Annotated in this window: 18 protein-coding genes and 2 tRNA genes; 10 read left to right on the top strand and 10 right to left on the bottom strand. The window is 30.1% G+C overall.

Annotated elements, in window-relative coordinates; translation table 11 throughout:
- Window positions 1–34: 34 nt before the first annotated feature.
- The 3 genes from Q0776_RS16365 (at window position 35) to Q0776_RS16355 (ending at window position 4,559) form a co-directional block, all read left to right on the top strand.
- On the top strand, window positions 35–3,970 hold the full coding sequence (locus Q0776_RS16365) for an alpha-amylase family glycosyl hydrolase (RefSeq protein WP_298370656.1): 3,936 nt from the start codon (window positions 35–37) through the stop codon (window positions 3,968–3,970).
- Between the two features lie 53 nt (window positions 3,971–4,023).
- Window positions 4,024–4,227, top strand: coding sequence for a hypothetical protein (locus Q0776_RS16360; RefSeq protein ID WP_298370654.1), 204 nt, complete (start codon window positions 4,024–4,026; stop codon window positions 4,225–4,227).
- Window positions 4,228–4,370: 143 nt separating this feature from the next.
- The gene (locus Q0776_RS16355) at window positions 4,371–4,559 is read left to right on the top strand and encodes a hypothetical protein (protein ID WP_298370653.1); all 189 of its coding nucleotides are present in this window, start codon (window positions 4,371–4,373) and stop codon (window positions 4,557–4,559) included.
- A gap of 311 nt (window positions 4,560–4,870) precedes the next feature.
- Here the strand turns inward: Q0776_RS16355 and Q0776_RS16350 are convergent.
- A tRNA-Val gene (locus Q0776_RS16350) sits at window positions 4,871–4,945 on the bottom strand.
- 213 nt (window positions 4,946–5,158) lie between these two features.
- Between Q0776_RS16350 and Q0776_RS16345 the strand changes: the two genes are divergently transcribed.
- Window positions 5,159–5,602 carry a cupin domain-containing protein gene (locus tag Q0776_RS16345; protein WP_298370651.1) on the top strand — a complete coding sequence of 148 codons (444 nt, stop codon included), beginning with the start codon at window positions 5,159–5,161 and terminating at the stop codon, window positions 5,600–5,602.
- Window positions 5,603–5,772: 170 nt separating this feature from the next.
- Here Q0776_RS16345 and Q0776_RS16340 read toward each other — a convergent pair.
- The 8 genes from Q0776_RS16340 to Q0776_RS16305 all read right to left on the bottom strand — a co-directional run bounded on the left by Q0776_RS16340 (window position 5,773) and on the right by Q0776_RS16305 (window position 12,150).
- Window positions 5,773–5,850, bottom strand: a tRNA-Val gene (locus tag Q0776_RS16340).
- 187 nt (window positions 5,851–6,037) lie between these two features.
- On the bottom strand, window positions 6,038–6,274 hold the full coding sequence (locus Q0776_RS16335; protein WP_298370649.1) for a hypothetical protein: 237 nt from the start codon (window positions 6,272–6,274) through the stop codon (window positions 6,038–6,040).
- An 8-nt stretch (window positions 6,275–6,282) separates the two neighbouring features.
- Complete coding sequence (locus Q0776_RS16330; RefSeq protein WP_298370647.1) at window positions 6,283–7,500, bottom strand: folylpolyglutamate synthase/dihydrofolate synthase family protein; 1,218 nt, start codon at window positions 7,498–7,500, stop codon at window positions 6,283–6,285.
- A 7-nt stretch (window positions 7,501–7,507) separates the two neighbouring features.
- A complete protein-coding gene (locus Q0776_RS16325; protein WP_298370645.1) occupies window positions 7,508–8,392 on the bottom strand; it encodes a cell envelope integrity protein TolA in 885 nt (294 codons plus the stop codon).
- A 3-nt stretch (window positions 8,393–8,395) separates the two neighbouring features.
- The gene (locus Q0776_RS16320) at window positions 8,396–8,788 is read right to left on the bottom strand and encodes a biopolymer transporter ExbD (protein WP_298370644.1); all 393 of its coding nucleotides are present in this window, start codon (window positions 8,786–8,788) and stop codon (window positions 8,396–8,398) included.
- 1 nt (window position 8,789) lies between these two features.
- On the bottom strand, window positions 8,790–9,482 hold the full coding sequence (locus tag Q0776_RS16315; RefSeq protein ID WP_298370643.1) for a MotA/TolQ/ExbB proton channel family protein: 693 nt from the start codon (window positions 9,480–9,482) through the stop codon (window positions 8,790–8,792).
- A gap of 100 nt (window positions 9,483–9,582) precedes the next feature.
- Window positions 9,583–10,947 carry a sodium:proton antiporter NhaD gene (gene nhaD / locus Q0776_RS16310; RefSeq protein ID WP_298370641.1) on the bottom strand — a complete coding sequence of 455 codons (1,365 nt, stop codon included), beginning with the start codon at window positions 10,945–10,947 and terminating at the stop codon, window positions 9,583–9,585.
- 138 nt (window positions 10,948–11,085) lie between these two features.
- Complete coding sequence (locus Q0776_RS16305; RefSeq protein WP_298370639.1) at window positions 11,086–12,150, bottom strand: anhydro-N-acetylmuramic acid kinase; 1,065 nt, start codon at window positions 12,148–12,150, stop codon at window positions 11,086–11,088.
- A gap of 100 nt (window positions 12,151–12,250) precedes the next feature.
- On the opposite strand from Q0776_RS16305, the gene Q0776_RS16300 reads away from it, so the two are divergent.
- From Q0776_RS16300 to Q0776_RS16275, 6 genes are all read left to right on the top strand, one after another.
- Window positions 12,251–13,393 (top strand): acyl-CoA dehydrogenase, encoded by a 1,143-nt coding sequence (locus tag Q0776_RS16300; protein WP_298370637.1) that lies wholly within the window; start codon window positions 12,251–12,253, stop codon window positions 13,391–13,393.
- A 160-nt stretch (window positions 13,394–13,553) separates the two neighbouring features.
- Window positions 13,554–14,147: a TetR/AcrR family transcriptional regulator gene (locus Q0776_RS16295; protein WP_298370635.1), complete on the top strand. Its 594-nt coding sequence runs from the start codon at window positions 13,554–13,556 to the stop codon at window positions 14,145–14,147.
- A 2-nt stretch (window positions 14,148–14,149) separates the two neighbouring features.
- Window positions 14,150–15,520 (top strand): TolC family protein, encoded by a 1,371-nt coding sequence (locus tag Q0776_RS16290; protein ID WP_298370632.1) that lies wholly within the window; start codon window positions 14,150–14,152, stop codon window positions 15,518–15,520.
- Window positions 15,521–15,527: 7 nt separating this feature from the next.
- Window positions 15,528–16,520: an efflux RND transporter periplasmic adaptor subunit gene (locus Q0776_RS16285; RefSeq protein WP_298370630.1), complete on the top strand. Its 993-nt coding sequence runs from the start codon at window positions 15,528–15,530 to the stop codon at window positions 16,518–16,520.
- Window position 16,521: 1 nt separating this feature from the next.
- A complete protein-coding gene (locus tag Q0776_RS16280; RefSeq protein WP_298370627.1) occupies window positions 16,522–17,691 on the top strand; it encodes an ABC transporter permease in 1,170 nt (389 codons plus the stop codon).
- Between the two features lie 2 nt (window positions 17,692–17,693).
- On the top strand, window positions 17,694–18,899 hold the full coding sequence (locus Q0776_RS16275) for an ABC transporter permease (RefSeq protein WP_298370624.1): 1,206 nt from the start codon (window positions 17,694–17,696) through the stop codon (window positions 18,897–18,899).
- A gap of 44 nt (window positions 18,900–18,943) precedes the next feature.
- On the opposite strand, the gene Q0776_RS16270 is transcribed toward Q0776_RS16275, so the two are convergent.
- On the bottom strand, window positions 18,944–19,372 hold the full coding sequence (locus tag Q0776_RS16270) for a DUF6526 family protein (protein WP_298370621.1): 429 nt from the start codon (window positions 19,370–19,372) through the stop codon (window positions 18,944–18,946).
- Window positions 19,373–19,536 lie beyond the last annotated feature (164 nt).

Here is a 19,536-nt window from a genome sequence, read left to right as displayed (position 1 = left end):
AAAAACTAAATACTTTTTTTAAAAATATATACAAATGAAAAAACAATTACTCTTAGTTGTATCATTTTTATTGTTAACAAATATAACATTTGCAGATTCTGGTATTTTTGAGTCTTATATTATATTAAATAATGGTTCTAATCAGTATTATGATGCACAAGCCACAACTGGAAACCTAGACTTTAATGGTGCAAACTTAGGAAATTTTACATACGGAAGTAGTTATATACTTAACGGAGGAGAAGTTAAAACTTATAAAAATGGTTTAAGTAATGTAACTGGTGCTTTTCTATATTACCGCATTTATGAAACAGGATCTACTCCAACATCTTCATTCAATGGAATTAATTTACCTTTTGATTCTGATTTAGGTGGTGGCGATCAGAAATGGTCAAATACTGCTGCAAATATTAATATACTTAATGGCTTAATACCAGGAGATTATAGTATTGAAATTTATCTTCAAGCAACATCAAGTGATGGTGATCATTATTCAAATAATGGAGGTTCAAATTATAAAGCAACTTTTAAAGTAACAAATGAAACTGTTTTAAATGGAATAGTTACGGTATCACCTGCTATACCAACCAGAAGTGAACAAGTTACCATTACTTTAGATGCAACAGGAACTGCATTAGAAACAGCCACCGAAATTTATTTTCATTCAGGTGTTGGAACAGATATTCCAGATTCTAATCAATTTAGTAAAGCAGTTGGCAATTGGGGTCTAGATGATGGCATTGGAGAAATGACACAACAAGGAACAACAAACTCTTGGTCAATTACACTATCGAGTATTGAAACATATTATGCGTTAATAGCAAATGACGATGCTTTTGCCCTAAATTTTTTATTTAGAAATGGAGATGGCAGTGAGAAAGAAGATAACAATGGAGCAAATTATCATTTAGTACTAAATCCTGAAAATTATTTTTTAATTACAAATCCAACTTACAATCCTTTTTTAGTTGAAACCAATCAGTCCTTTGTTATTTCTGGTGAAGCAAATACTTCTGCTAATTGGACATTAAAAGAATTAGATGAATTTGGTACAGTAATAAATGCAAATATAAATAGCAGTACTATCCAAAATTATACTTTTAATTATTCCCTTTCAGATTTCGATATAATACATTATTACCAGCTCTCTGTAGACTTTGGAACTGAAACTAAAACCAAAAACTTTGAAGTTAGTGCATATACAGCAGTTCAAAATGTAACACTTCCTGCAAACGTAAAAAAAGGAATTAACTATAACTTTCCAAATGCTAATGAAGTTACTTTTGTGTTACATACACCAACAAGTACTACCTTTAAATATTATGATAGCGGAGATTGTGAAGGTACTACTTCAACCACAACAACAGCCAGTAAAAATATAGTACATTTAATTGGTGATTTTAATAACTGGGAAACTTCAAGTGCGTATCAATTAAAAAAAGACGGTGATTATTGGTGGATTACTATAGACACCTCTACCCTTTCACCTGTTCAAAATGAATATGTTTTTCAGTATTTAGTTGATGGCGAAATTAGAATTGGTGATCCGTATGCCGAAAAAATATCGGATCCAGACGATCAATACATTAATTCAACAGTATATCCAAATTTAATTGCCTATCCTTCTAACAAAACTTCAGGAAGAGCTAGTGTTTTAGAACTAAATAAAACTGATTATGCTTGGCAACTTCCTACATTTGACAGAACAATTCCTAGAAATGATTTAAACATTTACGAATTACATTTTAGAGATTTTACCGCTGAAGGAACCTACAAAGCAGCAACCGAAAAGTTAGATTATATTAAAGAACTTGGAATTAATTGTATTCACGTAATGCCAGTTTCAGAATTTGAAGGCAATAACAGTTGGGGATACAATCCAAACTACTATTTTGCTGCGGATAAAGCTTATGGAACAGCAAACGATTTAAAAGAATTTATTGATGAAGCGCATATAAGAGGCATTGCAGTTGTAAACGATTTAGTGTTGAACCACGCTTTTTATTCCAACCCAAATGCAATGTTATATTGGAATAACGATTTAAATAGACCGGCAGATGACAACCCTTGGTTTAATTCAGAGCATAAGGGAATTTATGATTCCGCAGGACATTGGGGTGCTGATTGGAACCACGCAAGTGAACACACACAAGCTATGGTAGATGAAATTTTAGATTATTGGATTTCAGAATTTAAGTTTGATGGTTTCCGTTTCGATTTTACAAAAGGTTTTACTCAATCCGATCAAGATTCAAATGATCCTTGGGCTAGTAATTACAATATTTGTAGAATCGCAATTTTAGAAAGAATGGTAAATCAAATGTGGACTAATTATCCAAATACCTATGCAATTTTTGAGCACCTTGCCAATGATAGTGAAGATGCAGCTCTTGCTAATTATGGTATTTTATTATGGTCTGGGGCTGGTCCGCAGTACAGTTGGGAAGAAATGGCAATGGGTACTAGTAAACAAAGTTTTTCAACTAGTATATACAGTAACAGAGGTTTTACGTATGCCAACTATATGAGCTATATGGAAAGTCATGATGAAGAACGTATTGGTTATAAAGTAACAACTTGGGGGCAAAATAATGATACCTCCATAAAATACTTATCAAACAGGTTAAAACTTCCAGCGGCTTTTAATATGTTTTTACCAGGTCCTAGAATGGTTTGGCAATTTGGAGAATTAGGCTACGATATTTCTATTGACCAAAATGGAAGAACTGGAGATAAACCATCTGCTTGGGAATTAAACTACGATACAGATGCTGATAGACAACAAATCTATAATTTTTACAGTCATATTTTTAAGTTTAGAAATACTTTTGATTTATATCAAACTGTGGACTATGGAAATATAGAGAGCGATGCTGACTGGACACGCTATATGTCGTTAAACGATAATACCAATAACAGTTCTGGAAATCCTACAGAGGTAATTGTAATTGGTAACTTTGATACTGCAACTGATAATGCAATTACACCAGGTTACAGTTATACCGGAGATTGGTTTAAATACAATGGAGATCCAGAAGTTGATGGCACAAAATATACAGTTAGCACCATAAACGACCAGTACATTTTGTACATAAACGACCCTATTTATATTTTATCTAATGCTGATATTATAGAACCGCGAATAACAACAAGCACAGCTACAATAAATGCAAACTCAGCTTGTACCTATACAATTTCAGGAACACAATACGATTATACTGAAGAAGCTTGGGTTGCAAACACAGCTCCGTCTGCACAAAAAGCTTCAGATAATGGTACCATAACAGAATTGTATTATAATAAAATTAATAATATAGATACAACAGGCAAGCCTACATCTTTAGATGGTGTTACATTAAATGTAGGAGATAATGTAATAGAATGGGCAGTAGCAGATGCATTTGGAAATACAAATACTTGTTTACAAACATTAACAGTTACTAGCTCTGCAATATTACCAACTGTATCTTTACAAGAAATTGCCCCAATTGCTAAAGGCACAGCCACAACAGTTTCCATAGAAAATCCAAATGCACAATACACCTACAATTGGTATCTTTCAGAAACCGATACAAATCCTGTTTCAGGAGATTCTTTTACTACAGGAACTTTAAATACCTCAACAGATTATTGGGTGGAAGCAGTTGAAACTGCAACATCTTGTTCAAGTGGAAAAATAAAGTTTACTGTATCTGTATCAACTACATTAGCTTTAGGTGATTACGAATATTTAAATGAAATTACTTCATATCCAAATCCTACTAAAGGAACCATTAATATAATTATCCCTAACTTAATAAATGAAGTACCCGTAATTATAGCAAATATTCAAGGACAAATTATTAGTCAAAAAACATACATTGTTAGAAATGGTGGAATTAAAATTGATATTTCTAAAAACACAACTGGAATTTATTTTATAAAACTTTTATTGGAAAAACCTAAGATCTTGAAAACAATAAAGTACTAGACTAAATAAAAATTATATACATTTCTATACTAACAATTCTGTTCAGTAACAATGTGTATTCGCAAAATTCTATTTCTAATAGTCCAAAGGGAATTGTAACTTATAATAATGATTCTGCAAATGGTTGGACTGTGTCCAACCATTTTTCTGAACCTAAAATTTATAAATACATATGGGTTGATACTAGTATGAATTCTTTAATTAATTACTACCAAAACGTTTGGAGTAATTCTACTTCTTTAAATGCTTTAACCTAAATTGGTATTAATTAGACTGGTACAATTAATTAAATACTCATAATTTTATAAACACTGGCGGTATTATTCACATAGGAACATTAGTTACAGATTTTAATTTTATTTTAAGAAATATTGATGGAACAAAATAACGCGCAAATTAATTGGCTACAAATAATGGATTTACAAATTCAACACTACCTGTTGACAACTATTTAATGCGATTATTTTCAATTAACTTACCAGAAAATACTATCCAAATTAAAGGTTTAGAAAACAATCAAAAATTTAAATTAGGTTTGTATTATTTAAACGGAATATTGGTTAAAAAATGTATGAGAAATTTACCTTAACTACTAATGAACTTGTAACTTCAGTATATATTTTAAAACAACAATAAAAGATAAAAAACCGCTACTAAAAAAAAACCACCCCCTAGTAGGAGGTGGAAATTGCTATGAAAAAGAATGTAGACAATAATTGTCTACATTACAAATGTAACTTAAGTAACAGAATAATTCAATGATAAGTATCAGTTTTTTTAAATAAATTTATGTTTTATTATAAAACACAAAATATTTGTCAAAATGATGCCTAAATGTAAATTTATAATCGATATCAAATATCAAAAAAAAATCCTACTATTTCTAGTAGGATTTTTTTGTGGGCAATGAGGGATTCGAACCCCCGACCCCCTCGGTGTAAACGAGGTGCTCTGAACCAACTGAGCTAATTGCCCTAAGCGGATGCAAATATATAACGAGTTTTTTTATTAAGCAAAGCTTTTTTGAAAACATCAAGAAATATTTTCATTATAATTTGATAATGTAGAATTTATAAACAATTTTCTATTAATAAAAAGAATAATAAAACTTTTAAAACAACTAATTTGGTAATCCAAAACTCAACAAAATGTTATAATTTGGTATCTACTAAAAGTAAACCTCAAGCTATGAACGATTATGATGAAATTATTAAAAAGGTTTCTAAATACATTAATCTTTCAGTTATTCCATTTGGAGAGCCAAAAAGATCTGTAATAAAAGTTGACGAAAGAAATCCAATGTATGGTGGGAATGGAGTTGTTTATCTTCTTCAAATGTTTGATGTTGGAAAGTTAATTAATAATAGAATTGGTGCATATATGGTTCTTTTTAGCAAAGGTGATCAGGCGGGGTTTCATACACATGGAACTCGAAAAGAGGAAGAATTATATGTTGTAATGCATGGTGAAGGTGAATATTCAGATAAAAATGGAGCGAATGGAGTTGTTAGAACAACTAAAATAGCTAAAGGAAGTATTACCAGCATTAGAAAAAAAGGGTTTCATTCCGTTAAAAATACAACCAACGAACCCTTAATTATTTTTGTAATAACTACAAATGAAGCAACATAAAAAGGCTTCTGCATTTCTATATTTTTTTAATGCCTCCTATTTTTTTAAATTATTAGGAAATATTGAATTAAATAATAATACTACCAATCAAAAATTGATGGATCTAAATAATATTGATTTTTTGACTTCTAAGCATAAAAAAATCCTACTATTTCTAGTAGGATTTACTTTGGTGGGCAATGAGGGATTCGAACCCCCGACCCCCTCGGTGTAAACGAGGTGCTCTGAACCAACTGAGCTAATTGCCCTAAGCGGATGCAAATATATAACGAGTTTTCCTATTTAACAAAGCTTTTGCTGAAAAATATAATTCTTTTTTTAATAAATTTTACATGAAAAATATTGACTTTGACTCAAATTATTAAAGGTCAATATTTTAAGGTTTTTACATCATTAATTCAGGTATATTCTTAAATACAAAATCAACGTGCTTTCCTATAAAAAGTTTGTCCATTTCTTTAAAAAAGTTTTAATTTCTTCTTTATTAGGCCAAGTTTGCTTAATTAGTTTTTCGTTTTCTTCAAAAATCTTATCAATGTCTGCTAAACCATCTTTTACATAAACTTCTGCAAATTCTCTTATATTAGAGACTTCTAAATTTCTGTTAGCAAAATTTGCCTCTGCTACATATTTTTTATAAAAAACACATACCCAAAGTCTTGAAGGGTGCATTCTATAATTTACACTACTTCAGCAACAACAAATGTACTACCTCCAACAAAAATTAAATCACTATTTAATGAATTTGATTTCGCGTGATTTAAAGCTTCTTCTGTTGATTTAAAGTCTGTACCTTTTAATCCAAATTTTGACGCTTCCTTTTGCAGAATTTGAGCATCTAAACCTCGTGGAATATTAGGCTTACAAAAATAATATGTTGCTTTTTTTGGTAACATAGGTAATACTTTCGATAAATCTTTATCATTTACAACACCAAATACAACATGTAAATTTGAGTATACTTCTTTTTGAAGCTGTTCTAAGACATAAGTTAAACCTTCTTTATTATGACCTGTATCGCATACAACTTTTGGAAATTCTTGTAATATTTGCCACCTTCCTAATAAACCAGTATTTGAAACAACATTTAACAAACCATTTATTAAAGCCTCATCAGAAATTCTAGTTTTCTTTGAATTTAATACCTCAATAGTTTTAACAGCCGTTTTCACATTGTGTTGTTGATACGAACCTAATAAGTCTGTTTTATACGCTTTTTTTATTTCTTTTGAACTAATGTATATTTTCGATTTTTTTTCTTCTGAAATTGCTTTAAAAACAGGATATACTTCTTCTTGATATTCTCCAATTACAACTGGTATGTTTTCTTTTATTACACCAGCTTTTTCAAAAGCAATTTCAGGTAATGTTTCTCCTAAAAATTGTGTGTGATCCAAACCAATATTAGTAATAACAGAAACTTCAGGAGTGATAATATTTGTAGAATCTAATCTTCCTCCCAAACCAACTTCAACAACAGCAAAATCTACTTTTTCTTTAGCAAAACAATAAAATGCTAAACCCACAGTCATTTCAAAAAATGACAAATTATTTTCCTCTAAAAATTCTTTATTATTTTTAATGAAGTTTGTAACGTCCTTTTTCTTTATTTCCTTACCATTAATTTTTATTCGTTCTCTAAAATCTTTTAAATGTGGTGATGTGTATAATCCAACCTTATAGCCTGCTTCTTGCAAAACAGAGGCCAACATATGACTTGTAGATCCCTTTCCATTGGTGCCTGCTACATGAATAGATTTAAACTTTTTATGTGGGTTTCCAATATGTTCTGATAACTTTATAGTATTTGATAAATCTTTTTTAAAAGCTACTGCTCCCTGCCTTTGATACATTGGCAATTGAGCGAACATCCAATTGAGGGTGTTATTATAATCCATTAAATAATTATTGAGATAATGAAAATCTATACTTTATTGTACCTACTTGTTTTGATGGTGCTCCGTCATCAGCTTGCCATTTAGTTTTCAATGCTGCTATTCTTGCTTGTGTTAATAAACAAGAAGCCGTATTTGTTGAACCCTTTACACCTGGGGTTGCTTTAGTTACTCTTCCGTTTATATCAACTTCAATTCTAACAACAACCAAACCTTCTTCATTACAAATATATTCTGGTTTTGGTCTACTTAATGGTTTTCTATTACCCAAATTATAATCGCCATTTCCTCCTCCACCACCATTACCATAATAACCGCTAGCATTTGGATCTCCAGTAATTTTACCCTTATCTCCAGCTACATTATCATCTCCCTCTCCTCCTGTAGCCGATCCATTCGAGTTTTTAACACCTCCTATTAAAGCATCTAATTTTTTTCTTTTAGCTTCCTCTTCAGCCTTTTGTTGTGCTATTTTTTCAAGTCTTTCTCTTTCAATTCTGTCTTTTTCTAATTGCGCTTTTTTAGCAATAGCTTCAGCTCTTTTTTTTGCTTCTTCCTCTTTTTTAATTGCAATTGCTTCTTCATTGTTTTGGGTTGCAACATCTTCAGATACTGCTGAAGGTTCTTTAACCTCTTTAGGTTGGCTTATTTCTTTAATTTCTTCTTGTTGTTCTTCAACTATCTTATCTTCTGATGCAGATTTCAAAGGCTCTTTAGGTTGAACATTTCCACTACCAACGCTTGAAGTACCAAAATTTACGGCAATTCCGTATTCTTCTGGTGGATCTAAATATTTCATACCAACAAAGAATATTGCAATCAATAACAAAGCCATTATTACACTTGTTAATACTGCTGATTTTCTTTTATATTTTGTATCTAAAAAAGTAAACATTTTTTATTTTGGCCTAACTGCTAAAATTACTTTAATTCTATTTCTATTTGCAATATCCATTACCTTTACCGCCTTTTCAATAGGCACACCTTCTTCTGCTCTTAAAACTATAGTTGGACTTTCCTTCCCTGCTAATTGAGATAACAAATCTTGTTCCAATCTTGCTTCTCTTACCTTTTTATTATCTATATAGAAGGTTAATTTTTTTGTAATACTTACAGATACTGATTTTCGATTTTCAGTTTTACCACTAGCTTTTGGCAACAAAATATCTAATGCGCTTGTGGTAACCAATGTTGAAGTAATCATAAAAAATATAAGTAATAAAAAAACAATATCTGTCATTGAAGACATATTGAAATTCGGATTTATTTTATTTCTACCTCTAATATCCATATTAAATTGGCTCGTTTAATAAATCAAGAAACTCAACAGATTTTGCTTCCATTTCGTAAACTACTTTATTGGTTCTAACTACTAAATGGTTATATTGAATATAGGATATAATCCCAACAATTAATCCAGCAACAGTAGTTGTCATAGCTGTATATAACCCGTCTGATAACATTTTTATATCAATTTGCCCACCTGCATTGGCTATTTCATGAATCGCCACAATCATTCCAATCACTGTTCCTAGAAAACCTATCATTGGAGCGGCACCAGCAATTGTGGCTAACACTGGTACATTTTTTTCTAATTTATATATTTCCAATCTGCCAGCATTCTCAATTGCTGTATTTATATCTGCTAAGGGTTTCCCTATTCTAGAAATACCTTTTTCAATTAAATGCGAAGCTGGAGAATTTGCCTGAGCACATAGCACTTTTGCTGCATCTAATTTTCCGCTAGAAACATGGTCTCTAATTTGATTCATAAAATTGCTATCAGTTTTTGAAGCTGCTTTAATTGCAAAAAATCGTTCAAAATAGATATATAATGCAACGGCTAAAAGCACTACTAAGATTGCAATTATAACTTGCCCTCCAACTCCACCTTCCATTATTAAATTATAAATAGAAAGTGTTTTCTCTTCTGAAATTGTTTCACCTAAAACTTCACTTGGCTCTTGTAACATAGTTAATAACATTTATCATTTTATATTTTACTTTTCTCTAACGAAAATTCTAACTTTAAATTGTGATTTAATGAAATAAATAAAAACCCAAGTTTTAACTTGGGTTATATAATTAAAATTGTCTTAAAAACATAAATGCGAGTGATCCAACCACAAAACCAATTGCGGCAAGCCAAGCTATATTTTTAAAATACCAAAAGAAATTTATTTTTTCCATTCCCATAGCAACAACTCCTGCCGCCGACCCAATTATTAACATACTTCCACCTGTACCGGCTGAAAACGCAATAAAGTGCCAAATATGGTCATCTATAGGTTGTTGAAACATTCCCATACTTGCAGCAACTAATGGTACATTATCTACAACTGCCGAACCTATCCCTAATAACATAATTACTACATCTGTATTTGGTATAATAGTTTTTAAATGCTCTGCTCCTATAAATAGCATCCCTAAAGATTCTAAAGCTGCAACAGCCATTAATATTCCAAAGAAAAATAATACACTTGGCATTTCAATTTTTGATAATGACTGATGTACTGGACTATGAAATCCGTGAGCATCATCACCTTCTTCATCTATAGCTTTCGATATACTAAATTGAGATCTACTGTATATTTCAGCAAATAAACCAACAACAGATAATGATAACATCATACCAACATATGGTGGCAAATGGGTAATGGTTTTAAATATTGGAACAAAAATAATTGCTGTTAAACCTAAATATAACATTGTTGGACCGTATTTACTTTTACTTCCTCCATTTTCTACTTCAATATCCTCAATATTACCTTGAAAAGGTTTCATAAATGAAGCAATTACTACAGGTACAATTACACATAGTAATGATGGTATTATTAAATACTCAATTAATTTTATTGTGGTAACTTTTTTACCAATCCAAAGCATAGTTGTTGTAACATCACCTATTGGAGACCACGCTCCACCAGCATTGGCTGCAATAATTATTAAACCTGCAAACCAAATACGAGTTTCTTTATCATTAATAATTTTTTGTAGTATGGTTATTAAAACAATAGTAGCCGTTAAATTATCAATAATTGCCGAAAGAATAAACGCAAGTGCTGCGAAAATCCAAAGTAATTTTTTCTTATTTTTTGTTTTTATATAGTTTTTAAATGTTGCAAATCCGTCAAAATAATCTATAATCTCAACAATAGTCATTGCTCCCAATAGAAAAAACAATATTTCCGCTGTTTTACCTAAATGGTGTAATAAAGTTTCTTCCAATAAATGATGCTTTTCATCATTAGTAAAACTAGCAAAACCTTCAATTAACTTATGAGCACCCGAATCAAACCAATTTATATAATTGTCAATTCCAAAGGCAACCAAAGCCCATAAAATAGCCATCATCCCTAAAGCTGGAATTAATTTATCTAATTTTAAATTGTGTTCGAGGGTTATTGCTAAATAGCCTAAAATAAAAATTACTATTATGAGTGTTTCCATACTTTAATGTTTATGTCTTTATTTTTTTAATTAAAAAGTGTTTTCTAAATATATTTCTTTGCTTTTTTATGTATAAGTTAAAAAATTAAGTGCTCTTTTAGATTTTACACAAGTAACAAATATAGTAAAACTAATATTTTAAATTGAAAAGATTTTGCCTGAAGAATGATCTTTTATTGCTCCCGTAACACTCCTTAAGCAATTAACCTGATTTTCAACCCTTAACACACCAAGAAATGCAAAAATCAAAGCCTCTTTGTAATCAATTAAATCTTTACTGGGCAAAATCACTTCACTTTCAACTAGTGATTTAATTCTTGTTATTAAAAAATTATTAAAGGCTCCACCGCCAGTAATTAACATCTTTTCTTTATTTGATTTTCCAAGAACTAAGTTAATTTGAATTGCTATGTGCTCAACAAAAGTCCTTAAAATATCTTCAATAGATAACTTATAGCTATCAATTATTGGGAAAACAATTTCTTTAACAAATTCAAAACCTAAAGATTTTGGTATTGGTAGGTTATAAAATGGAATTTTATTTAATTCATTTAACAACTCTATATTTATTTTTCCTTTTTCCGAAATACTTCCTTTATTATCAAAATTAAAACCTAATTGCTTTGCGTAATGATTTAAAACAATATTGGCCGGACAAATGTCAAATGCAATTCTTTTTTTATTATTTTTAAACGAAATATTAGCAAAACCACCTAAATTTAAACAATAATCATAGTTGTAAAATAACAACTCATCTCCTATCGGAACAAGTGGAGCCCCTTGTCCTCCAAGTTTAACATCTTGTGTTCTAAAATCGCAAACAACTTTCAAATTTGTTATTTTACATATCGATTCTCCATCTCCTATTTGCAAGGTGTACCCATCATTAGGTTTATGAAAAATAGTATGTCCATGTGAGGCAATAAAATCTACATTACTAATTTTATTACTCAAAATAAAGTTATTTACAATTTCACCTAAAAATTTTCCATAATTAATATTTAAATTATCTAAATCTTCTTTAGATGAATAAAATGCATTTCTTAATTTATCTTCCCATAATTTTGGATAAGCAACCGTTTCCGAACAAACAATGTTATAAGTATACTTATAATTTGAATTTAAAATATTAACAAAAACTAAATCTACACCATCTAATGAAGTTCCAGACATTAAACCAATAACATTCCAAGTTTTTCTCATTATTTCTATTATTAATTGCTTTGCATATTTAATAAAAAAATAGCAAAAAAAATCCTATATTTGAAAAACATCAATCAATTTTTTAAAACTTTTATCAATTATGGATTTTAATTTATCTGAAGAACATATAATGATACAAAATGCCGCACGTGATTTTGCACAAAACGAACTTAAGCCAGGTGTTATTGAACGTGATGAAAAACAAGAATTTCCGCACGACCAAATTAAAAAAATGGGTGATCTTGGCTTTTTAGGAATGATGGTAGATCCAAAATATGGCGGTAGTGGTTTGGATGCAGTTTCATATGTAATTGCAATGGAAGAAATTTCTAAAGTTGACGCTTCAGCTTCTGTGGTTATGTCGGTCAACAATTCATTGGTTTGTTGGGGTTTAGAAACCTATGGTACGGAAGAACAAAAGCAAAAATATTTAGTCCCATTAGCCAAGGGAGATATTATAGGAGCTTTTTGTTTAAGCGAACCAGAGGCAGGATCAGACGCAACTTCACAAAAAACAACTGCTATTGAAAAAGAAGACCATTACTTACTTAACGGAACAAAAAATTGGATAACTAACGGAAATAATGCAAGTGTTTATATTGTAATTGCACAAACTGATAAAGAAAAAGGCTATAAAGGTATAAATGCTTTTATTGTTGAGAAAGGAATGGATGGATTTGTAGTTGGTCCTAAAGAAAATAAATTAGGAATCCGTGGCTCAGACACACACTCATTAATGTTTACCAATGTTAAAATACCTAAACAAAATAGAATTGGTGAAGATGGTTTTGGTTTTAAATTCGCTATGAAAACATTGGCAGGAGGACGAATTGGAATTGCTTCACAAGCTTTAGGAATAGCTTCAGGGGCATACGAATTAGCATTAAAATATTCAAAAGAACGTAAAGCTTTTGGAAAAGAAATAAGCAAACATCAAGCAATTGCTTTTAAACTAGCAGATATGGCTACACAAATAGAAGCTGCTCGTCACCTTTGTATGAAAGCTGCTTGGGATAAAGACCAAGGAAACAATTATGATTTAAGTAGTGCAATGGCAAAATTATTTGCTGCAGAAATGGCTATGCAAGTAACTATTGAAGCTGTACAAATTCACGGAGGTTATGGCTTTGTTAAAGAATACCATGTAGAACGATTAATGCGTGATGCTAAGATTACTCAAATTTATGAAGGAACTTCCGAAATCCAAAAAATAGTAATTTCGAGAAACGTATTAAATAAATAATTTACAAAAACCTTAGAGTACTCGAAGTCTGCATTAAAATGCAGACTTTTTTGTTTTTCTAAACAATTCAATCTTAATCATATTTTACAAAATTTTATGATATAATTTATAAATGAATGAATGTTTATTCATAAATTTGCGTTACATTATTAAAAGTAAAATGGCACGAAAAATTGATGAAAATAAATTAGCTAGAATTAAAAAAGCTACAATGAAAACCATTGTTGATTGTGGAATAGAAAAAACCACCATTGCAATGATTGCTAAAAATGCTAATGTAAGTGGAGGATATTTATATAGACTTTACAGCGGAAAACAAGCCTTAATAGATGAACTTTATTTCGATAAAGTTGCAGCTATAAATAACGAATTAGAAATTTTAATTAAATTAAACCATACAAATGTATCTGCAATTATTTCGGGATTTATTAAAAATAGAATTGACTTTGCCGTAAACAACCCAGAAGCTTCAAAATTTTATTATCAATTACTTCATAACAACAATTTTCAGGTAAATAAAAATTTAAAAGAGCAAAACTTAAAACTAATAGATAATCTCAAAAGTATTGGTCTAAAAACTGGTGAAATTGGAAAAAATATCAACATTTTACAAATACACTTTCACCTTTTTATTTATGTGATAGATTATATAAATTTTAAAAAAATAAACCATTTCGGAATTGAAACTATAAATAATAAAGATGTTATTTATTTAACTGAAAACATATTAAACATATTAAAAAAAGACAATTAAAAATGTTTATTAACTATAAACTGCTGCTAAATCAAATAGCGAAAAAAACCCCTATTCTATTACTTTTTTTAAGCACCTGTATAAATGCACAAGATTTATCATTAAAAGAAGCTTACGAATTAATGATTTTAAAAAATGGAGATATAAATGCTTCTCAACAAGAAGTAAATGCAAAAAAGGAAGAGCAAAAAGCTATCACAGGCTTACGTTACCCTTCCCTTAGTTTATCTGGCACATATGTGCATTTGCAAAATGATATTGGTTTAGATTTGAATGAACAAAGGAATATGGCTAGCGGACTTCTTGGGGTCGCAGATCCAACAGCACTTGGCAATTGGAATTTTACCATTCTTGAAAAAAACTTAGGATTTGCTACCGCTGATATTAATTGGCCAATTTTTGCTGGTGGAAAAATAAATGCTGCCAATAAAGCTTCCAAAATTAAATATGAACTTTCAGAAAATAGTCATACCATTAAAGAAAACAATCTTATAATTAAATTAATAGACTATTATTATAAATTAAAATTAGCAAATGAAGCTAAAGAATTACGGCAACAAGTTTACCAAACAATTCAAATACATAGTGATCACGCAACAAAATTATTTGAAAATGGAATAATTCCTGAAGTTGAAACTTTAAATGCTAAAGTAGCCCTTTCAAACGCAAAAAGAGAATTATTAGCCGCTCAAAAAGATGTCTCACTAGCTACTACAGCTATTAAAAATTTAATTGGCGGTAAAGATTTTAATACTACTTCAACAGATTTTATTACTCCTTCCTTACAAACTTCTTTAGAAGAGTTTCAAAATGAAATGATAAATGAAAATGAACAACTAAAATTCCTGAAAAAAAATGAAGAACTGGCTAAAATCGGAGTTAAAGTTGAAACTAGCGAATACTTTCCCAAAGTTGCACTTTTTGGAAAGCATACTTTATGGAAAGATAATCTGTCCCTAGTAGATCTTGATTGGATTGTTGGTATTGGTGCCTCTTGGGATGTGTTTAACGGTTTTGAAAGAGAACATAAAATTAAAGCTGCAAAACATAAAGTTGTTCAAGTTCAACAACTCGAAAAACAAGCAAAGCTAAATTTATTGACATATACAGAAAAACTCTACAATGAGTTAGAAAAACAACTTGAACAATACAATAGTTTAAAAAATGACCAAGCACTCGCAGAAAAACTAAAATTTATGCGAACACGAGCCTTTGAAGAAGGTACAGGAACATCTTTAGAAGTTATAGATGCAACCTTGCAATTAACTGAAATAAAGTTATACAAAATAAAAGCGCTTTACCATTACAACAAAACTTATGGAGAATTAATGGTAAATATCAACAAAACAGAAAAATTCCTGAATAAAATTTAATATTAAAATGAAAAATTCAAAACCTATAAAATTAATAGTAAGCATTTTAATTATCGCTATATTATTACTTGTAAGTATTTGGCTAATAAATAAACCCAAAGAAGTGGTTTTTCAAGGTAGAATTGAAGCTAAAGAAATATATCTTTCGGCAAAAATACCTTCACGCCTAAAAACTACTGAGGTAAAGGAAGGCTCAAGTGTTTTAAAAGGACAACTACTTGCAACGCTTGAAAGCCCAGAAATCGATGCTAAAGAAAGACAGGCGATGGCAGCAAAAGACGCGGCAAGTGCACAACAAAATAAAGCTATAAATGGTGCCCGAACTGAAGAAATAAATGCATACAAAAGCATTTACGAAAAAGCTAAAGTTGGAGCAGACCTAATGATAAAATCTTATAATAGAATTGAAAATTTATTTAAAGACGGTGTTGTTTCTGAACAACAAAGAGATGAAATTCTAGCAAAAAAAAATGCTGCCTTAAAAGATCAAGAAGCTGCACATGAACAATACAAAATTGCCTTAAAAGGAGCTAGGAACGAAGATATCGCCGCTGCAAATGCCATGGTAAAAAGAGCTGAAGGAGCTTTAGATGAGTTAAAAAGTTATAAAAGTGAACAATTTATCACTAGTCCTATTAATGCTGAAGTTATGGATTTTTTACCTGAAGAAGGAGAATTAATTGCAGCTGGTTATCCCGTTGTTCATTTAGTAGATTTATCAAATTCATTTGCTGTTGTAAATGTAAAGGAAACTAGTTTATTCAATTTTAAAAAAGGTTCAGAATTTACAGCAACAATCCCTGCATTACAAAACAAATCTGTAACATTTAAAATATACTATGTTGCAGCCCTAGGAGATTTCGCAACTTGGAATGCAACAAAAACAACTGGAGATTTTGACATTAGAACTTTTGAAATTAAAGCTTCTCCAATAAATCCCGAAATTGAATTACGCCCAGGTATGAGTATTTTAATTGATGCTTCTCAATTTAAAAACTAAAATGAATCCTTTTTTAAAAATCATTAGTCGCGAAATTAAAATGCTTTTTCATAATAGAGCAATTTTCATTTTCGCCGTGATTCTGCCAATAATAGCAACACTTTTTTTCAACACCTTACTAAGTAAAGGAGTTGCAAGAGATTTACCAATTGCGGTCCTAGATTTAGACAATTCTTCCATCTCTAGAAATCTAATAAGTCAGTTAGATGCTACTCCTGAAATATTGGTAAAATATAAACCAATAGATCAATTGGAAGGAGAAAACTTGGTAAAAGAAATAAAGGCATATGGTTTAGTTATTATTCCTGCAAATTTTGGAGGAGATCTTAAACAAGGAAAACAAACTAAAGTAATCAATCAATACAATAGCAATGTTTTATTGCCTTCTGGTTTAGAAAATAAAGCTTTTAGAAAAGTTGTAGCAACATTTTCAGCTGGTATAAATATCAAAAAACAGATGGCTAATGGAATCGCCATTAGTCAGGCAAAAGCAAATTTTCAACCAATAACTTCCAATAATCACGTTTTATCCAATCCGTACACCAATTACTCTTATTATTTAAACTCTGGTTTTTTAACCTATTTTTTACAAATATTTGTAATATTAACTACCATTTATTGCTTTGGTGTTGATTTAAAATATAATAAAGGAGAAAAACTATATAATATAGGTAAAGCAAACTTACCCTTAATTATATTCGCAAAAACACTACCATACACATTATGGTTTTTATTTATAGGTATTTTAATGTATTATAGTATGTTTGTTTTACAAGATTTTCCCTTAACAGGAAACAAAATAATGTTGCTTTTAGCACTATTTATATTAATTACATCTACACAAGCATATTCCCTATTATTTATAGCAGTAAGTAAAAGTTTTAGGGAAGCGTTAACTTTCGGATCTGGATTTGCAGCTGTTAGTTTATCCTTCTCTGGAATTACTTTTCCAATTTTTTCTATGCCTAAATTCATACAATATTTAAGTCAAATATTCCCTTTTACACACTATTTCGAATTATTCGTAGATCAAACGCAACGAGGAATCCCACTATACCATTCCTTTAAACCAATTTTAATAATAATATTTATAAATGTTTTTGTTTTTTTAATTAGCTATAAAAAATTAAACTATTTATTAAAGCGAGGTTCATTTTTAGAACGTATATAAATATGAGATCATTTTATAAAAAATATCATCGTGGCAAAATCTCATTCTGGAACTCTGTTATAGCAGAATGGAATGCAATAAAATTAGATAAAGCCTTAGTTAGTACATTTTTATCGGTGGCATTTATCATTTTAATTGTTTACACGTATTTATATTCAAATGAAGTTGTTAAAAAAATTCCTATAGCTATTGTTAATAATGATGCTTCTACAACAAGCAGAGATTATATTTCAATGCTAAATGCTTCAAAAGGTATTCTAACAAAAACAAATTACTCCGATTTACAAGAGGCAAAACAGGATTTTTACACAAACAAAATTATGGGTGTTGTAATAATACCAAAGAATTTTGGAAAAGATCTTAGGAGAGGTAGACAAACAACCATAACTACCTATGCTGATGCTTCAAATATGCTATTTTATAAAGAAATTATTGGAGCGGTAACAACTGCTACAGGTTACTATAATGCCGGTATAGTTATTAAAAAGAATATGGCAAGAGGAAATTCAATAGCCACAGCTAATGCTAACTATACTCCTGTACAATCAATTTCAACTAGCCTATTTAACACTTCTTCAGGGTATGCAACCTATCTTATTCCTGTTTTAACTGCATTAATAGTTCAATTAGTTTTATTAATGGCAATAGGTATTATAAACGGAACACGACACGAAGATAGCAACATGTTGTCAAATTTTCCAAGAATCCTTCACAAAGGAGGTACAATTCCCGTACTCCTTGGGAAATCATTTGTTTATACCACTTTATTCTCAGTAATTCTACCAATGCAAATTGGAATTGTATATACACTTTTTTCAATACCTGTTAGATCTTCTTTAGGGATGATCTATATATTTTCGCTACCCTATTTACTGGCTGTTATATTTTTTGGTATTGCAATCAGTTCATTTTTTACTAGAAGAGAAGATTCCGTTGTTTTTTTAGTCTTAACTTCTATTCCATCTCTAATGTTAAGCGGTTTATCTTTTCCTATGGAAAGCTTCCCCAAATTTTACCAATATCTCTCTCAAACAATACCATCCACCCCTGGAATTAAAGGATTCGTTAAACTAACACAAATGAAAGCTAGTTTTACTGAAGTCTCTTCTGAATGGAATCACCTTTGGTTATTAACTCTAATATACTTTATTATAGCTAGCATTACATTAAAATTTCAATCAACTAAGGAACGAAAAAACTTAGTTTAAAATCAAAATCCTTCATAATTCTATAAAATAGTTCGCCAAAATATTTATACTCTATAATTGTCAGCTTTCCAATTCTTAATAGATTTCTTAATATCTTTTTCTGAAAGATTTTCTATTACAGCTTTTTCGCATAACCCTACAAACTCTTTATCAGAAGCAAAACGAAGACCTATAAATTGACGAGTACTTAATTCATTTGGAGCTGATTTTCCAGTTAATATAAAATACCTTAATTTCTCCTCGGCTCTAATTGCTCTATCCTGAGCTTTTAACGCAAAACTTCTCATATAATAAGATAAAACTAACAAAATAACAGCTATCAGAACAAGTAATGAAGCCGTATATAAAGTCTCTTCATTTGATTTTATCAATGCCATTATAGCCCCTATCAATAAAACAACAATCGCCAAAAATGTTAAACCATGAAAACCTGCAACAATTCTAGCATGATTTTGAAAATTTTGATTTTTCATAAATAATATTTAATTAGGTTAATCATTTTCTAAAGTTAAATAAAATAACTTAAAGTATTGATACTCTCAATACAATCCTATCATAACAAAAAAAAACCTTCAATAATTAAATTGAAGGTTTTTCAAAAGAAAGGCGGTGACATACTCTCCCACCATAGTGGCAG

The sequence above is a fragment of the uncultured Lutibacter sp. genome (assembly GCF_947495725.1).
Taxonomy (GTDB): Bacteria; Bacteroidota; Bacteroidia; order Flavobacteriales; family Flavobacteriaceae; genus Lutibacter.
The sequence above is the reverse complement of the archived record's forward strand: the minus strand, read 5'-3'. Positions and strand labels throughout refer to the sequence as shown.